17 protein-coding genes and 2 pseudogenes are annotated in these 16,939 nt (G+C 51.3%); 8 read left to right on the plus strand and 11 right to left on the minus strand.

Features of this window, described 5'->3' with window-relative positions; all coding sequences use genetic code 11:
- Positions 1-114 precede the first annotated feature (114 nt).
- Together AC3WLP_RS00690 and AC3WLP_RS00695 are read left to right on the plus strand one after the other, a co-directional pair.
- On the plus strand, positions 115-1,122 hold the full coding sequence (locus tag AC3WLP_RS00690; RefSeq protein WP_088512358.1) for a metallophosphoesterase: 1,008 nt from the start codon (positions 115-117) through the stop codon (positions 1,120-1,122).
- Positions 1,123-1,152: 30 nt separating this feature from the next.
- Entirely contained in the window at positions 1,153-1,797 is a 645-nt protein-coding gene (locus tag AC3WLP_RS00695) for a 3'-5' exonuclease (RefSeq protein ID WP_088512359.1), read from the plus strand.
- An 18-nt stretch (positions 1,798-1,815) separates the two neighbouring features.
- On the opposite strand, the gene AC3WLP_RS00700 is transcribed toward AC3WLP_RS00695, so the two are convergent.
- Positions 1,816-2,034, minus strand: a complete 219-nt coding sequence (locus AC3WLP_RS00700; RefSeq protein WP_371919675.1) for a hypothetical protein — start codon at positions 2,032-2,034, stop codon at positions 1,816-1,818.
- Positions 2,031-2,279 carry a hypothetical protein gene (locus tag AC3WLP_RS00705; RefSeq protein WP_143516705.1) on the minus strand — a complete coding sequence of 83 codons (249 nt, stop codon included), beginning with the start codon at positions 2,277-2,279 and terminating at the stop codon, positions 2,031-2,033. The genes AC3WLP_RS00700 and AC3WLP_RS00705 overlap by 4 nt, the downstream gene beginning before the upstream one ends.
- 147 nt (positions 2,280-2,426) lie before the next feature.
- On the opposite strand from AC3WLP_RS00705, the gene AC3WLP_RS00710 reads away from it, so the two are divergent.
- Both AC3WLP_RS00710 and AC3WLP_RS00715 read left to right on the plus strand, forming a co-directional pair.
- Positions 2,427-2,843 (plus strand): helix-turn-helix domain-containing protein, encoded by a 417-nt coding sequence (locus AC3WLP_RS00710; RefSeq protein WP_088512361.1) that lies wholly within the window; start codon positions 2,427-2,429, stop codon positions 2,841-2,843.
- A gap of 683 nt (positions 2,844-3,526) precedes the next feature.
- Positions 3,527-5,176 carry a hypothetical protein gene (locus AC3WLP_RS00715; protein ID WP_088512362.1) on the plus strand — a complete coding sequence of 550 codons (1,650 nt, stop codon included), beginning with the start codon at positions 3,527-3,529 and terminating at the stop codon, positions 5,174-5,176.
- A 150-nt stretch (positions 5,177-5,326) separates the two neighbouring features.
- On the opposite strand, the gene AC3WLP_RS00720 is transcribed toward AC3WLP_RS00715, so the two are convergent.
- The 4 genes from AC3WLP_RS00720 to AC3WLP_RS00735 all read right to left on the minus strand — a co-directional run bounded on the left by AC3WLP_RS00720 (position 5,327) and on the right by AC3WLP_RS00735 (position 7,511).
- On the minus strand, positions 5,327-5,920 hold the full coding sequence (locus tag AC3WLP_RS00720) for a DUF4326 domain-containing protein (RefSeq protein ID WP_088512363.1): 594 nt from the start codon (positions 5,918-5,920) through the stop codon (positions 5,327-5,329).
- Complete coding sequence (locus AC3WLP_RS00725; RefSeq protein ID WP_088512364.1) at positions 5,917-6,360, minus strand: DUF488 domain-containing protein; 444 nt, start codon at positions 6,358-6,360, stop codon at positions 5,917-5,919. Before AC3WLP_RS00725 ends, AC3WLP_RS00720 begins: the two co-directional genes overlap by 4 nt.
- 10 nt (positions 6,361-6,370) lie before the next feature.
- Positions 6,371-7,072: a dual OB domain-containing protein gene (locus AC3WLP_RS00730; RefSeq protein WP_143516706.1), complete on the minus strand. Its 702-nt coding sequence runs from the start codon at positions 7,070-7,072 to the stop codon at positions 6,371-6,373.
- A gap of 73 nt (positions 7,073-7,145) precedes the next feature.
- Positions 7,146-7,511 (minus strand): hypothetical protein, encoded by a 366-nt coding sequence (locus tag AC3WLP_RS00735; RefSeq protein WP_088512366.1) that lies wholly within the window; start codon positions 7,509-7,511, stop codon positions 7,146-7,148.
- 18 nt (positions 7,512-7,529) lie between these two features.
- On the opposite strand from AC3WLP_RS00735, the pseudogene AC3WLP_RS00740 reads away from it, so the two are divergent.
- A pseudogene (locus tag AC3WLP_RS00740) lies at positions 7,530-7,972 on the plus strand (hypothetical protein).
- Positions 7,973-8,095: 123 nt separating this feature from the next.
- On the opposite strand, the gene AC3WLP_RS00745 reads toward AC3WLP_RS00740, so the two are convergent.
- Together AC3WLP_RS00745 and AC3WLP_RS00750 are read right to left on the minus strand one after the other, a co-directional pair.
- Positions 8,096-8,368: a hypothetical protein gene (locus AC3WLP_RS00745; RefSeq protein WP_088512367.1), complete on the minus strand. Its 273-nt coding sequence runs from the start codon at positions 8,366-8,368 to the stop codon at positions 8,096-8,098.
- A gap of 11 nt (positions 8,369-8,379) precedes the next feature.
- Entirely contained in the window at positions 8,380-8,748 is a 369-nt protein-coding gene (locus AC3WLP_RS00750) for a DUF1413 domain-containing protein (protein ID WP_088512368.1), read from the minus strand.
- A gap of 461 nt (positions 8,749-9,209) precedes the next feature.
- On the opposite strand from AC3WLP_RS00750, the gene AC3WLP_RS00755 reads away from it, so the two are divergent.
- The 3 genes from AC3WLP_RS00755 to AC3WLP_RS00765 are packed head-to-tail and all read left to right on the plus strand — an operon-like array spanning position 9,210 to position 12,600.
- Complete coding sequence (locus AC3WLP_RS00755; RefSeq protein WP_088512369.1) at positions 9,210-10,364, plus strand: dsDNA nuclease domain-containing protein; 1,155 nt, start codon at positions 9,210-9,212, stop codon at positions 10,362-10,364.
- Positions 10,361-10,837, plus strand: a complete 477-nt coding sequence (locus AC3WLP_RS00760; protein ID WP_088512370.1) for a hypothetical protein — start codon at positions 10,361-10,363, stop codon at positions 10,835-10,837. The genes AC3WLP_RS00755 and AC3WLP_RS00760 overlap by 4 nt, the downstream gene beginning before the upstream one ends.
- Positions 10,834-12,600, plus strand: a complete 1,767-nt coding sequence (locus AC3WLP_RS00765; RefSeq protein ID WP_256596041.1) for a PH domain-containing protein — start codon at positions 10,834-10,836, stop codon at positions 12,598-12,600. Before AC3WLP_RS00760 ends, AC3WLP_RS00765 begins: the two co-directional genes overlap by 4 nt.
- An 82-nt stretch (positions 12,601-12,682) precedes the next feature.
- On the opposite strand, the gene AC3WLP_RS00770 is transcribed toward AC3WLP_RS00765, so the two are convergent.
- From AC3WLP_RS00770 to AC3WLP_RS00780, 3 genes and pseudogenes are all read right to left on the minus strand, one after another.
- Positions 12,683-13,048 (minus strand): histone-like nucleoid-structuring protein, MvaT/MvaU family, encoded by a 366-nt coding sequence (locus AC3WLP_RS00770; RefSeq protein WP_088512371.1) that lies wholly within the window; start codon positions 13,046-13,048, stop codon positions 12,683-12,685.
- A gap of 818 nt (positions 13,049-13,866) precedes the next feature.
- Positions 13,867-14,568, minus strand: a pseudogene (locus AC3WLP_RS00775) (DUF4113 domain-containing protein); the annotation flags it as partial.
- 243 nt (positions 14,569-14,811) lie between these two features.
- On the minus strand, positions 14,812-16,473 hold the full coding sequence (locus tag AC3WLP_RS00780; protein WP_088512373.1) for a choline dehydrogenase: 1,662 nt from the start codon (positions 16,471-16,473) through the stop codon (positions 14,812-14,814).
- Positions 16,474-16,939 lie beyond the last annotated feature (466 nt).

Here is a 16,939-nt window from a genome sequence, read left to right on the forward strand (position 1 = left end):
CTCGTTTGAGGTCGCTTCCTCCCCATCTACACCTACATCAATAGCCCATACGCGCATCATCATCAGGTAAAATATTGAGGTCTTCCAGCCCGATTTTTGGAGCGTTCGTAGCTCATGCCCCATCTGCTTAAGCTCCCGCATAATCACGCTGGCCGCGACTTTGTCGTGGGTGACATTCACTTCAAAACCCGAGAGCTTCATAAGGGCCTGCAAGCTCTCGGTTTTGATAAGTCTGTCGACAGGCTGATTGCCGTGGGAGATCTCATCGACCGTGGCCCAGGGATGCTGGATGGGCTGAAGCTGCTGGGCGAACCCTGGTTCTTCACGGTGAAGGGCAACCATGAACAGATGCTAATCGACGCCTATCGAGCTAACCCACACCTGCCCTATTCAGCCCATGGAGCGCGGTGGTGGCTCACGATAGATGACGAGTCCAAGCCCATGGTCATCGACAAGCTGGATAGCTTGCCGCTGGCTATTGAGGTGGAGACGGCTCAGGGCGTGGTCGGGGTATTGCACGCAGATGTGCCCGTGGGATTATCCTGGAATGACTTCACCCAGAACCTCGATAACCCACAGATTCAGGATGTCGCGTTGTGGGGGCGCGAGAGGATCAAGAAGCATCATCGTGGCGGTATTCCAGGTGCCTGGCGTGTCTGTGTCGGGCACACCTGGATCCCGCATTCTCTGCGCCTCGGGAATGTCCTTGCCTTAGATGCCACTGGCGGCGGGGATGGCCCATTGGCGATCTACTCGCTGCATGACGACGTCGTGTACGTGGATGGTAAAGCCTCGGGGCTCGACCAGGCAGAGCGCCTCGGCGAGCAGTTGGAAGAGCTTGAGCAGTCGCTCACCTCGCTCAAAACCTTGGCGCACGCCAACAAGCTCATTGAAACCCAGATCGCGAGCCGTGAGGCAGAGGCTCGTGCTCAGCAGATCACTTCCACTTGGCTGAATCTGGCTGAGGATATAGCTGGCATGCAGCAGTTGATGAATGCCCTTCACGGGTTGAGTCTGCTGTCCGGGGAGCGGCGCTCTGCCAAGCTTGAAGAGCTGCAGGGGCGGTATGCTGGCACTCCTACAGGCGAGTTGCTCATTCGGCTCTTCGACTCCCCTTCGTAACGAACGAGGGCCCTCCGAGAAGGAAGAAGCATGCAGATCAAAAAACCAAAGCACCTCCAGGCGCTCCGCGAGCTACTGGCAGGCTCTCGATATCTCCTTTGCGTAGATCTCGAAGCCACGTGCGACGAGTATCCTGCAGACCTGACAGACGAGCAAAAGCAGGAACACGATCTGGCTGTGCGTCGTGACGACATGGAAACCATCGAAGTCGGAGCAGTGGCTCTGGATCTGCATCAGGATTGCAAGATCGTCAGCGAGTACACCAGCTTCGTGCGACCGGTGCTAAATCCAAGTCTCACCAATTTTTGTAGGGGGCTGACCACCATTGAACAGGTCAACGTCGACGACGCCGGTACATATGACGAGGTACGCCAGAAGCTGGATGACTACCTGGCTGCGTTCAAGGCCGAAGGGCTGATGTGGTGCTCCTGGGGTGATTACGATGCCAAGCAGTTGGCAAGGGATGCAGTGCGGAATCGCTGCGAACCCATGCTGTCCGACCTCAGCCACACCAATGCTAAGAAATGGCACTGGAAAATCCTGAACTGCCCTGCAATGGCTCTCCGGCCCGCCGTTGAGGACTGGGGCCTTGAATGGTCTGGTCGGTACCACAGAGGGATCGACGACGCTCGCAACCTAGGCGCGCTGATGGGTGAGATCCTGCGTGCGGGCTGATCAGGCTGGCCGCTGACGCTAATGCCTACTAGGTGTGAAGCCACCGAGGGCGCCGAGCTGATAATCTGTCACCGCCTGAAACTGACTTTCAGCAATCTTCCGCAAGCGCTCCAATTCCGCACCCTTGATCCCAGCTGCTTCAGCTTCGTGATACCGCCTCAAGGCATTCACGGCCTCGACGTACATCTGGTCATCCGGCATTAAGACATCGCTGAGATTCTTACGCTTCATAGTCATTTCGCTGCCATCGGGAATTGCTGGCTGAAGTCGATAACAATGACTTGAAGCTTTTCAGTGGCAGGGTCATCGGGTTCCCAGGGGAACCAACTGAGCGACTCGTAGCCCATGATCTGGCCTTCCCGCACGACGTCTGGGTAACACGCAACGGCGTCTTCTAAGGCTGAGCAGTCAGATCTCGGCAGGAGAACAGGTAGGTCAGGGTCGTACTTGCGCAGCTCTTCAATTAGCTCGACCACGTTCACATTCTTGTCCTCGAGTAGCGGCCTCATGGGGGCCGATAGTGACGTCCTTCAAGGTATACGCATGGGAGTGCTCTTTTGCCAGTCGTGGTAGGCTGATGGACGAATGGATAGCCTCCTATCGAAACAGCCTATACCCGGGACTGCAGCATGACGCTCAAAGCCTCTTTCGCCAGCGTGCTTCGTGCACTGCGTAGCAAGCGCAATATCACCCAGCGAGATTTCGCCGACACGACGAGCCGTACCTACCTCTCAAAACTTGAATTGGGTAAATCGAGTATCACCCTGGACAAGCTTGAGCAGGTGAGTGAGCGCCTTGGGCTAAGTCCATTGACAATCATGACTCTCACATTGAGTGAAGATACCGGTGAGTCGGCAGTCGACTTGATCTCGAAGCTAAGCGCAGAGCTTGCAGACCTGCAGCGAGATGGAGGTCTAGCAGGCCTGAAACTTACGGTGAATGTTGCACAAGAAGTCCGTGCGCCAGCGGCTCAACGAAGGCCACGAGCCTCCAGGGGAGCCGTATTGCCAACATCGCTGCAAACCGAGTTGGCATTTACAAACTGAGCAGCGGCTTGGCCAGCTTCCACAAGATGGTGCCAGCTCTTCCAGGCTCTCGCCCTCACTGTTCTCGAAAACGCCAGCCTCCCAGAACAGAACTTGGATGTTGGCTTAGGCGAAGAATTCGACTGCCGCAAAATCGGATGCAGTGCTCGCCGGTAGCACCAGGAATAGGCGCATGGTGGGTGAGATCCTGAGTGCTGATCTCTTTATCAACCTCGTTGACGATATCGCGGTCATGCAAATATATTAATTCGTTATGAGTTAGCCTTCCGCCTGGATAGCGATGCGCATACAAGTTCGTTACTCCAGAGGCGCATGCAGCCCCCCCCAACAGGTTATCCGCCCACCCACCTGTTCCGCCCAGCGATTGATTGAGCTTAGAATTGATGCTGCTAGGCCTCTGACGATAAATCCTCACCAGGCGCCTAAGCGCTCGATTCTCGCCCATTATTGAACAGCCAGGGCGCGGAAAATGATGACGATGACCTCCTGGAAGATTTAGACGGTCGGCCAGGGTTATCGAAGTATCCGTAGCGGATGATTTATAATAAAATAGGTCGCATCTCGAGTTGACGCCAAGCACTAACGTATACTTTCGTCAATGGCAAAGGCGATATCGACACACTCTAAAGCGAAGCAAATAATTCTCAGAATTCGATGCAAAGTACCACCTCAAAGGACAGTTAATGAAAATTTTAGAACCACAAGTAGACACTCTATTTGATACAAACCCAATTCTAGAGCTGCCATTTCCTCACATTTATAATCATTTTTGCCAGATCGTGATGCGCGACATGCTGGACAACATGGAATTACCTTACAGCACGCTCATCCCATACACCTTCATTTTTGAGAAAGCAAAGGACTTTAGCAACCAAAGCTTGGAGTCCTGTACCGAATCGGGTTACCACATTAAACAAGAAGATTTCAAAAATCTTTTTGCATGTGCAAACCTTAATATTGTATTCCCTTTTATTCATAACAAAATTTACAGCTTCACACGAAAAAGCGAAAACGAGTCATTTATCGACTACTTCGACCAAGCGGCAGAAGATCACGAACTGACTGATATTATACTCACTAATCTTTCGCTGCCGGCAGTGACTCGACTTGAGAGAAGCCCAAAGACCTTACTTGATAAAATAGTTTACAGGCTGAAGTCCAAAAGATCGATAGACCCAACCGCCTATTATGACTACATTTCAAAAATGTACTCCAGCTCCCAGAGCGCTTTCGTTGAAGCCGACATAATACCCGACTCATTCTACAACCACATTGGCTTCTCTTCCTCGGAAGAGTTTAAAAAAATCCGAACTGCCTATATGTGTCTCGGCCAGACCTACATAGATGTATCTGTTGTTGTCGACAAATACCTGACCGCAAATGCCCTGCACGACACACCTCTTGGCAAAAAGCTTTGGCAAGGCTTAGCCATGGCTAAAATGAAACATTCTGAACTTAAAAAGTTTATTCAGAAGATGACAAGTGCATCGGATGCAGATTTTGATAAATTTTCAGAGTTCTTCTTCTGCTCCCAAGGTGAGCACACAAACATTTCAAATAAATTTCTTCCACCATTTTGGCGAATCGAAGAGTACGTATACTTTTTACCTGCAGCCGTGCCGACCTTGCTCGGCGCAAGAAATCTCCTAATTGCTATTCAGAACGACAAATCCAAAAACAAGAAATACAAATATGACAGCATGATCTCAAACCTTTTCGAGCCTGAGCTATTAAAGCGAGCCGAAAAACATTTTAAAAGCAATGGATTTAGCACATGCCTGGAAAGAAATTTTGAGGGCGGTGAGATTGACCTTTTGGTTTATTGCAAAAATTCTCACACCATCATCACTATTCAAGCTAAGGCCACTCTTTATCCTGAGTCTGCCAGAATGGCCAGAAGGCTTGATGGCCGGATTGAAGAGGCCGTAGACCAAACTCTTCGCTTTGACAATTTGAGCATAGACGCCAAAAGCAAAATTTACAAAAAAGCATTTCCCGAAATTCAAGCCCCGGACAAAGTAAATCACCTACGCGGGATACTCACAAACTCTGGCTTCGGAACAACGCACAGCTGGCAGCTGCTTTCCAAAAACAACATCACACCGATTAACTGCAACATTCTCAAGAACGTACTTCCAGAATGTAGTTCCCTTTTAGAGCTCCCGAAAAAAACTCAAGAACTTATCGACAAACTCAAAAGTGAATGCGAGGTCGTTGAAGCCCCAAAAATCTTTGAGCTCCCTGACCATACCATTCGTCAAAGACACGTCGAAACACGAAACATGAAAAGCCTATATGAAGCCCAATACTGGGGCGAGGCGATTGACCTGTAGCACTTTGCTAATTATGCGGCGCCGAGGTGATCTCTCGGCGAAGCATTTTAACTTCCCAGCACTATAAAACTCCATACCAGAAGCACCGAGAACCGCAGAGAAACTTAAATTAATCTCATAACCCCCTCAAGTTGAGCCAGGTTTATATCTTTATAGTCCATCATCTTGAGCATTTAGATGAGCTGCTAGGACGTCCCCATGACAAGCTGCAGGCTTACAGTGGCACGCAATAACCTTGCCCCTGATGATGCCCAGGTTGTGCTCAAAGTTTTCAGATGCCTTCAGGAAGCCACGACCGAAGTCGTAAGCGAACTTGCGGATGACCTCGTCTCGGTCACCGTCCTGGCCCATCTGGTATGGGTTGCCCCAGATAGTGCCTCGACCGATATAGACGTCGTAAAGGTCTCCTCGATCCTTGTTCACCACCAAGGTGAGCTGCAGCGGGACTACCCGGGTTGGTATGGCAGCTAGGCCCAAAGTGTTTCTCAATCCAGCAAAACACTCGCGATCCTCAAAGAGAATCGCGTGCGTTGCTTTTTCTACGGCGCCGGCCTGGTCTTCTACCAGCTCGAACGGAATGCCCTGCTCTTCCGCGTAAGCGCTCACGTAGCCGTTGGGATCGACCATGGCCACGAGTTGAACCTCGGGTGATTGGCTGGTGTAGAACTGCACCTTCCTCTGCAGCTTCGAGTAGCAGAGGAATTCCTTCGGATAGGCGATGAGGATGGTCTTGGTATCACTCATACAAGATGCTTGACGTCGATGGACTCGTCGCTCCAATGCTCTTTCAGGTACTCGGTCACAAGCCGGCGATGGCACTGATGAGGTTGGTGCTCACTGCACAGGAGGCAGCCACCCTCCATGAGATCCCGGCGCACATGCTTTTCGATATTGCGCTTCGCCATCAGATTCATGAACTTTTCCTCGTACTGCTGCCAGGTAATGTCCTTCTTCTGGTAGGGCGAGAGGATTTCCTTGGTAGGAGCCAGGTCAGGTAGATGGACGTAGTCGACGTCACAGATCTCCGCCAGGAAATATTTCAAATCGTCTCGCTTGGCGAAGCCGGAAAGCTGCGAGATGTTGTTCAGGCGAACGTCCACGACACGCTTGGCACCTGAGAGCTTTATCAGAGAGAAGAACCGCTCGGCCTTCTTCTCGGTGAAGCCAATAGTCAGAATTTTCATGGTCATCCGTTCAGAGAATCCCTGCTACGAGCTTATATGCATATCCGGTATTCGGATCTATATCCCCGAGACTCACCGTGAAATAGGTAATGCCTTGGGGATGATGCGTGCCAGAGCCAAGCCGCAAGAAATGCCCTTCGGCCACGTCATCGGTGACCTTGAAAGCATAGGGCTGTCCGCCGTAGGTGAACGAGGCCCGTACCTTGAGCCTTGGATCGCCCCAATCGGCACTTTCGGCGGATACCGTAACAGATATCCTTTCTGGGCGAATCAGGAAAAGCGTTTGACGCTGAGCATTCAGTAGGTCTGGAGGTACTCGATCATTTACTCCGCAGCGGCTGTGATGAGTGAGATCCCAGAGCTGCTCAGGTCGATCTTCAAACTCAGCTATTTCGTCCAAGAGCAAGCGCCGTGCAGATGACCACTGCGGGGGGTGGCAGATAACGTGATTCTCAATCTGATAGCGGTGATTCTGGGCGCCGGAGAACGTGGAAGTGGTCAAATCTAACAGGCAAGCGTAATTGCCGTTTGCATACCTGCGCTCCAGATCTGAAACTGAGTCGTGGTCGCGGTTGCTGACCGGTCGGATCCAGTTACCATGGTTTTGTCCGCCCCATGTTTTACCTGCGATACACCGACCTCCCGGCTTCTTAGATGTGGCCAAGCAAACGAACTGATGCTGATACGGCGGCATAACGAAAATCCCTTTCATGATGGCGATGAGCCATCCTGACCGTATCTCGCTTGCCCTTCAATGACCGTTCATCGCCGCTCCGCTTGGCCCATTAGACGCCCAGATCATTGGACACGCGAGCCGTCCGCATTTGCCGCGTCAGCATGTTGGCAGGCATCCTTTCCAGCAGGCCATCAACCAGGTGCTGGGCGTGTCGACTGTACAGCGTTACGCGGTTTGATGAGTCCTCTCTGAAAGGCACGACACCGTCCACTTCCACCTGGGCAATTTTCAGCAAATTAATCACGACTGGGCCCACCTCATCTTCGTCGAGGTATTCGACAGTTGGTCTTGCAGGAGGCCCTGCCCCTTGCCACAGTTCGACGACGATCTGGTACAGCTCAGATTCCCCGAAATGATCCAGAGCCGCCCTCCAGAGAAGGGCCTCTTGTGAAATGTCGATGCGGTTGCCACTCATGCGAAAGGAGTCACTATCTTGAAGCTCTACCTTGATTGCGAATTCACCCAGCTGTCGCCGGCAGCCAAACTGATCTCGCTTGCCTTGGTCGCTGAAACGGTAAGGAATTCTACGTGGAATTGTTGGACACGTGGGTCACTCAAGACTGCAGCGATTTCGTGATCGAGATTGTACTCCCACAGCTCTGGCATGGGAGCTATGCGATGCCCGTTTTGGCTGCACGTGACGCGCTCCAGAGCTTCCTCGAAGGCTTCGCGGAGACGCTAGAGATTGTGACCGACGCACCACAGTACGATTGGGAGCTTTTTTGCGAGCTGGCTTATGCCAACGGACGCTGGCCGAGCAACGTGCTGAACAGCCCCACTGACGCTACGACTCTGGAAGCTTGCAACGATGGAGCCCCGTTGCCGCATCATGCTCTCTTGGACGCTCGAATCATCGCAGGCATGTTCACTCGTTAAATGGCAAACCTGTGCCACTAGATGTGCCCACTGACCAGCACCCTGAAAGCATGGAACAGTCGATGATATGTAATCCCTGATCACGTCATCCGCTCCACTCGGCTCTCAGGTGACCCGTGCCCACTACGCTGCAATTCCTCGCTGTTTCATGCGTTCCAGGAGAGCCTCAGGGTGAACACGGTAAACCCCAGGGCTAACGCGGAGTGTCATTTTGCGATAGGTCGGACTATGTGTAGCACTGGAGATTTCCGAGTTCGACAGAAAACACCCGGTGGTAGTCTCGGGATCTTCAGGGAAAAAGCTAATCAGTTCTTGGCGGGTGATAACCAGGCCGCTTCCCAGATGACCATCAATTACCGCATCAAGGAATCGATCAGCAAACGCGAGGTCTGTCATTGTGCACTTCCTTACTTGAGAGAACGACGGTATACGGCTTTATTGCCGCTGTTACGTGAGACCCATTCTGCTAGACCAGCTAGGTCGACCTGCTTTCGAAACGCCTTTCCAAACGACTTCCTGTCACCAGTGGTCATCAAATGCCAAAGGTCATTTGGGATCACATCCTCAACGAGGAAGGTGTCTCCAAAAGGCACCTTCTCCACCGCTTTCAGGGTCACCTGAACGGCGTGCACCAAATCAACAGCCTCTGCCTCAGGTTGATCCAAAGCAACCGCTAGAAGGTTGTTAAGAACCTCATCTGCAGTGCTTCCCGAGCTACTGCTGAGACCCAGGACAGCAGCCATCAGGTCATCGCGAATCTCAACCAAAACCTTCATGAGCCTACTCCTTTTCTCTCCTTTCCTGGCCAAGCATAGCGATGCCTAACGAAAACCTCAAACCTTTTTACAGGAGTGGAAAGGTTTCTCGCTATCAACCATCATTAACACTGAAACCTGAGGCCTAGAGCGTAGGTTTCGACTTCCGCCCTTAGGTTGGAAAAGGTTAAGCTAAGCTGGCTATGTGCCAGCCAGCAGCAGGGACAAAGGAAAAGTTGGGTGATCAGGGACAGATATGAATGGATCTTCGTCTACAACCTTTCAGTTCGACTAGCATGGGTCACGGATCTCAGAAAAGAGATAGTGGGTACTCGCGCCTTTACATACCACTCTCGCAGCTAAAGCATGGCTCATGCCTTATTTATTTGCTGGCGATGTCTCGCTATTCATGCAAAAAACTATCTCTGACTCAGACCAAACTTGGCAGCAAGTATGTGTTTCACCTGGAGCAATGAAACGACATGAAACTAAATGAAGTTGACCTCCGGGAGCAGGCAGGCAGGGATACGATAAACCGATTTCGTGCTCAGTTCCGAGCGGCACTAATCGAAAGCCTAGCGATCCTAGAAGAAAGCGAAATTGAGCGCATATATTGCGATTACCATGAAGACTACGTCGTAAAATATGTTATTGATGGTGAAACTCGATATCGCTTTGTCCAAGTTAAAACCAAGACGAAGCTTAACGACCAGTACACGATACTTGATATCTTCGGGATCAAAAAACGCCGTAACACGGAGCACAATTTACCCGACAGCTTTGCCGGAAAGCTGTTACCCCACATCAAGAATTTTGGAAAATCATGTCACTCGGTAGAAATCCGAACCAACATTAACTTTGAAGACGAAGTGGAGCAAATCCTCGAGGAAGTAAGAGGAAAGCGCCCAGTAGGTGCGCACACAAAGACATTGATAGCAGAAACTCAAAAACTGATACCTAGCCTAGCCTTTGAATCCGAAGATGTGCATCTTCATTTTCTTTCGCACCTCTGCCTGGAACCAAGGCAACAGATTCTGAGTGAGCAAGACGATCTTTTCGTCTCAATGGCGTCCAATCAAATATATAAATTTAGCGAAGTCCACTTAAAGCCTGACGAAGTTCAAAAAATAATAGTCCGACTTCTTTCAACAATTGAATCTAAATCCGCCGAAATCTTAATTAAAGATATTTCCGCAGCCGAGTTAGATCGAAAGGCCAGTATTGGCATGAAAGATGTCTTGGATGTGCTCTCCATCTCTACATCAACTTATGAGATTTTACGAGACGGCGGTGATGAAAAAGCCATCAAGTCGGCATCAATTCTTCAGCGAACCTTGAAACGCTCGGGATTCTCTTCCAACACCATTGACGCGTTTGCGGGCTATAAGTGCCAATGGGAAGCTTGGCACAGAAAGTATCGCCATGACATACCAGACTTCCTGATGACCATAGCCATTGAGCTCGTAGTTGAAAGCGCTAGAAAACTGGCTTTAGGTGCCATTAAGACAGCAGAAATCACTACCGAAGTAACTACACTACAAACCAAGCTTTGCAACCAATTGATGCGAACTGACATAACCCTTGAACTGACCTTTGGCGCAGTCCTCTCGGAACTGGTAAGAGGCGAAGCAACATGAAACTCGTTGAAGCTATAGAAATCGCCTCCACTGAAGCCCCCTTGATCATTACTCGAAGCGCTCCGCGCTCTCGAAGGGATGCACTTCAGAACGAAAGCTTGTTCCATATGCCACTTATTGCACTTTCGATATTGAGCCTAGCCAAAGGTAGATCGAAACCTAAAGCCGATGAAATTGGCAAGCTCATAGGCCAATGCTTTGAACATAGTCTCGCAACATTCAGCGGCTCGAGCCAAGAACTAGGCTGGTCGGCCAACCTTCGAATCCGAACGGTGAAGGCCCTAACCTTTTTAGAGTCGACTAATTTAATCACCATAAATAAAAATACTTCCAGACTTGAGGCAACCTCGACTGGCAAAAAAATCGTCGATGGAGCAATCGAGTCGGAAGGTGAGCTTTGCGTTTTCCTCCTAACCATCCAACGGGAATACAGGAACATTTGCAAGGAACGCGCAGTAGAGGAAAAACTATGAGATTCGAATCCTTAGAGATTGTCGCCAATGGCCCTAATGGCTGGGGATCAGGCCTGCTTGAGTTCGGCAGTGATATAACTCAACTATTTGCAGAGAATGAAAGCGGAAAAACACCGCTCATAATGTCCACCCTATTCTGCTTGGGAATGGATGTAAAATTTCGTGCAGACATCACTAGAAATTGCAAGTCAGCAATATTACAAATCGCGATAAATGATAAAAAGATAACTCTCGAGCGCTCCATCGGAGAAAAGTTTGACCTAACTGTCCACGAAAGCTCGAAAACCATCAATCGCTTTTATAATGACGAGGATTTTTCGCGATTCTTTTTAAACCTCATAAATATCAAAACCAATAAACTAATCACCACTAGCGGCACACCTACCCTCCCATATTTTTCAAGCTTAATACCGCTTTTTTACTTAGATCAAGATCATGGATATTTGGAGTTTTACGCAGCACGTCAGTCTTTCGTCAAAGACCAATACTCCGAAATGGTTAGATTGTTGGTAGGCCTCCCACCTTTCAATTTATATGACAAGAAACGCACTGGTATAGAACTAAAAAAAGAGGCTGACTATCTCGATACATCTATCGTCTCGAGCCGAAAACTTTTGGAACGTCTACAGCAAGACTTGACAGCTCCTATCCGCACAATTGATACGCTAGAGAAAAAACTAGAACGTTCCAAAACACGACTGGAAGAGCTGAAAAACACTAAAAATGTTAAGAGCGAAGCTCTGTCTGGTCTTGACGATTTGATAGCAGAGCAACGAGTACGATACCGCGAACTTAGCAATGAATCCATACAGCTCGAGTCAAAGATATCCAGTGCCAAGCTAATTCGAGACGAAATAGAAAGCGAAATTCAAACACTAAACTTGAATGAGGACGCTCGAAGAGCCTTCATATCTTTCTCCGAGCTATGCACCACGCCGAACTGCGGCATGTTCATGGCCAGCGCCGAGTCATATGGCAAGAGCCTTCTCTATTTGAGAGACCAGATAAAGGATTTAGAGATTTCTACTGCCGCAAACATTCAAGCCGCAGAAAGATTGGAGATCGCGAAATCGCTAACCAATCGCCATATCGAATCCTTTATACACAAGCGTTCAATCGCCGAGCGCGAGGCTGGAATAGATGCATTCATTGAGGCAATTAGCACCACGACATCAGATATCTTCGAGCTTCAACTTGAGCTGGGCAAGCTAAAAAAGGTAGAAGCTCAGAAAACCAACCACGCCAATTTGCTGGCTCGTCGCGACAAGACGCTGTCACTCTTAGAGGCGGCCCAAAAACCAAGCGAACAATCTGCTGAGGTAATTACATTCCGTCTACGGCTGTCGCAGGCCATGACCAAATGGCTGGATACTTTGCATGCGCGCAATGTATCGAATCAAATCAAAATCGACTCCAACCTAAAACCAATGATGGGAGATGAGAAGCTTGAAATATTCAAAGGCAGCTCAAAGACCCGTACAGTTCTTGCATTCCACGCCGCACTATTCGAAATATGTCTAGAAGACAAAAACTCTCCTTTCAGGATATTAATCCTGGACACCCCAAAGCAGCAGGACATTCCCGACATTCATCTGTCTGATTACATAGAAGAACTTAAGTCGCTCGCCTCGAAAAATAATGCCCAAGTTATATTCTCAACCTCGAGCTATAGATATCAAATCGACCCAGCAACTGACAAAGAATGGCTTCCAAAATTTGGCAATGGAGAGGATGCTATGTACCTAGGCATTCCAAACCAATAGTACCTTAGCAATTGCCAGATGTATACTGGCAACCATCATGGCGTGGTCGCAATACCTGCGTACCACGCCGATAGCTTAGCAATTAGGCAAGCCAAGACTCGACTTCATCAGCACCATATTGAGCTTTCCACTCCTTCAGCAGCTTGTGATTGCCGCCTTTGGTTTCGATGATTTCACCGTTATGCGGGTTCTTGTACTGCTTCAATTGACGGGCGCGGCGCGGGGCCTTTTCAGCCGCTGCAGGAGCAGAGGCACGTCGGTTAGCTTGAGGATCCAGAATGCTAATCACATCACGAAGGCTGTAGCCATACGAGGCAAGGAGGTCACGCAGCTTGGTTTCAAACGCAATTTCTTTTTGGAGCTCAGAGCTGCCCTTGAGGGCTTCAAGCTCTGCAAGCTGGGCGGCTAGTTGCTTTTCAAGTTCACGGAATTCGGCAAGACGAGACATAGGCAATCCTTGATACGATTTGTAAGAAACAGGATCACATCGTAAACCATCGAGGCGTACTTTGTTGCCAAACGATAGCCTTGGCTTGGCAAAAGATATGTCAGCTTGGGAAGCGCCCTCAGCTTTCACCTCCCTCCCCGCCCCCATCCTGGCACGAGCTCGAGTGAGTCACGTGTTTGCCACCTACACTTCGGTCTTCCTCCCGAGAACAGGAGCGCAACGATGCTGATCCTCCCGGCTGCAGATGCCAGTGATGATGAATGGTTCGAATTTGCCCAAACAAGAGCGGAGGATCTCCTGCCCCACTTGAGGGAGTTCATCCTCGAGCGATTCACTTACAAGCCTAGATACGTTCAACAGAAGGTCTGGAGATCATTCGCAACAGCTTCGGGCACGGAGCAAGCTACTTTCGCCTTTTCGCAAGGCCAGACCCTAACTGCCCACGGGAATCACCGGTGATCGCTCGGCTGATGTTCGAGCAACAGCGCGTTGGACATGGCCGGGCCTTAGTTGGACGCCTGGTAGAACTGGCACCTACCCTTGGCTACCGGCACCTGCTCATCGAATGTGCTAATGCCAAGGCATCTGCATTTGCGGAGCGCTTGGGCTTCACGACCTACGACAGCCGCCGAAACTGGGTGGCATCAGTGAATACTTTACGAGAGTCCCTTCTGCCGCAGACGGCCTGACCGCCCAGCGAACACATCCTCCTTGTCACCTGGCCACACTTCATGGGTGGCTCAGAGTCGTCACGGTACCGTCCAAGCCATACGCTGCCAGTTAAACTGGTTCGGGTCTGCTCTGGACTTTTGCTGAGATCACTTGCAGTACACCGTCCAAAGTTCGTCCATCCGAGTGGTGTAGCTCTGGCTCATCATCTCCCGGCGCATACCCCAGCTGGGATCGATAGGCACGCTGGCCAGCCGCATGGTACCCCTACCCCATCTACCATTTACGGCATCGAGCACGCCCATCAGCTTTTCACTCGCTATTGGCTGAGCCGCCGCGAGCAGGTCACCGGTGATCTCGTTCGGCTGGCTGAGGTCGAGCAGCAGCACCTCTGCCTTGCTGTACCGGAAGCCCTCCCGGTACACCCGCTCCACGCCCTCCTGCGCCGCTTTTGTCAGCAAACGCGTGTCGTCCGTTGGATAAGGCAATTTGATCAAGACACCGTTGGCGTACTTGGCCTCATCCGGATTGAACATCCCCGTGCGGATACTCACCCGTAGGCGCTTGCAAAGCGACCGCTGGGAGCGGAGCTTTTCAGCGGCACGCGATGTGTAGGTGGCCACGGCCTCTTTGATCGGAGCCAGCTCGGTCAGCCGGGTACCGAACATGCGGCTAGAGCAAATCTCCTGTTTCGGCGGATCGGGCTCGTCGAGTTCGAGGCAGGTGGTACCACCAAGCTCGCGGACTGTCTTTTCCAGCACCACGCTGAACTGCTTTCTGAGCGACCAGGCGTCGGCATGGGCCAGCTCCCAGGCGGTGCGAATATCCATATCCGCCAGATGGGCGGAAATGGCGCGATGCAAAGGAGTGCCCGAGCTCAGCTTCATTGGAGCAAGAAAAAGCCACTCGTGCCTTATGGCTGCCGAGTGGCTTGTAAGTCAGAGCTACAATCCGACCCAAGGACGAGTGGCCTCAATGTTACTCGGCGGCGTAACCGCCATCGATACGAGCTCGCTGCCCATCATGAACTTTGAATCTTCCGATTCCAGGGAGAGAATGGCAAACACGATGTCGTCCGGCTCCCCCCTCTCCAGTTACGCGTACTCCGGTTCCGCCTTGAAGAATTTCGCGCTGGATGGCGGTAGCTGGCGACCGAGAATCATGTCCGCTGCCTTCTCAGCGATCATGATCGTCGGCGCGTTAGTGTTCCCATTGGTCACCTCAGGCATCACAGAGGCGTCGACAACTCGTAAGCCACGCACCCCTTTGACCCGCAGCTGGCCATCGACGACAGCATCAGCACCACTGCCCATTTTGCAGGTTCCGCAGAAGTGGTAGCCACTTTCAGCATGGTCACGAATAAAGTCGTTCAGGCCCTCATCGTGCATGGCGGTTTGCAACGGCTTGAGCATCTTCCCGCGATACGGTTTGAAGGCATCCTGCTCCATAATCTCGATGGTCGAGCGAATGGCATTTCTTGAGTCAATCCAATCCTGCTCCTTTGTGAGCCAGTTGGGCTGAATCAGCGGCGCATCCTCAGGATTAGAGGACGCCAAGTTGATCCACCCACGGCTCAGAGGGCGCTGCGGGCCGAGATGAACCTGATAGCTATGGCCTTCGGCTGCCATTCGCCCGCTGTATTCCGCCGCGACTCCAACGAAGTGGCATTGTACGTCTGGCCAGGGTTTATCAGGAGACGAGCGCAGGAAACCACCAGCTTCAAAGAAATTGGATGCTCCCAACCCGGTGTGGGTCGCATACCACTCCGCACCAATCGCAGCCTGGCGATGCAGCTTCAACTCCTTGTAGTACGAAACCGGCTTGAGACAGTCATAGGCCACGATATATTCGATGTGATCACCGAGGTTCCTGCCCACGCCTGGGGAGTTACATACCACCGGAATCCCATGCTTCTTCAGCTCGTTTTCCGGGCCCACACCAGACAACATCAACAACTGAGGCGACTGGATCGCACCCGCTGACAAGATGACCTCACCATCACAGCGGATGACCTGTTCGCGGTTCTCGCTGCGCAGTGCGATACCGACCGCTTTGTCGCCCTCGAAAACGACACGACGAACCAGAGCCCCGGTGATCACCGTGAGATTCGGGCGCGACATCACAGGGTGAAGGTATGCGCGGGCAGCACTTTCCCTGACCCCTTTGTGAATGGTCATATCCATCCGCCCGAAGCCTTCTTGCCGGTAGCCGTTCTGGTCGGAAACGTGCGCGTGGCCGGCTTCTTGGGCCGCTTCAACGAAGACTTGGTACAGCGGACTCGCACCGAAACCTTTGGTCACATGCAATGGGCCCGCCCCACCGCGATACTCGTTCTCGCCCTGGTCATAGCTTTCCGATTTCTTGAAATACGGTAAGCAGTGTGCGTAAGACCAATGGGCCAGCTCTGGATCCGTCGCCCAGTTGTCGAAATCCATCGGGTTACCACGGATGTAAACCATCCCGTTAATGGTCGACGAGCCACCCAATACCTTTCCTCTGAAGTACGGAACCCTGCGGTTGCGCAACTCCGGAACGGGCTCGGTCAGGAACTGCCAATTGTAGGTTTTTCCGACCAAAGGGTACGTAAGGGCAGCAGGCATCTGGATGCGAAAATCCCATTTCCGATCAGGCCCACCTGCCTCGATGACCAGCACGTTGATGTTGGGATCCTCACTTAGACGGTTAGCCATCACACACCCCGCCGAGCCGGCGCCTACGATGATGTAGTCGTACCCGCCACCCTTCACTGCACTCATTTCGCTCACCTTCTTGTTCGATTTTTCACTGCCAGATCGGCAACTCACGTCAGTCATGCGCTCCTTGGAGCAGTCCCGGCTTCAGCACGATTTCAACTGGAAAAGCCATAGGCCTCTCGGTTGACGACAGCACCTGGCCCTACTGAGCCATGCAAATTTCGCCTCAAAAAGATGCGAAATAGCATGAAATTGCCCAATTTTGGCCAGGATATCGCCAGACCTAGCTGACTTAAGATTCGCCTGACCACCCCTTCAAGCTACCAAGCAAAAAAGCACTTGTCTAAAAATATTTGTGGACGTAGATTTAAAGCCGGCACAGGTTTTCCTGCGCTTCACAAAAATAAGAGGCATGAAAATGACAACGATCAACGTCATCGGACGTGACGCAGTGACGGCATTCCTAACCCCGCCATCAGGGGGCGAATTGGAGCCGGGCCTTAACAGCTGTGGCATGCGCGAAGAGTCG

Source organism: Pseudomonas sp. FW305-E2, from assembly GCF_058782925.1.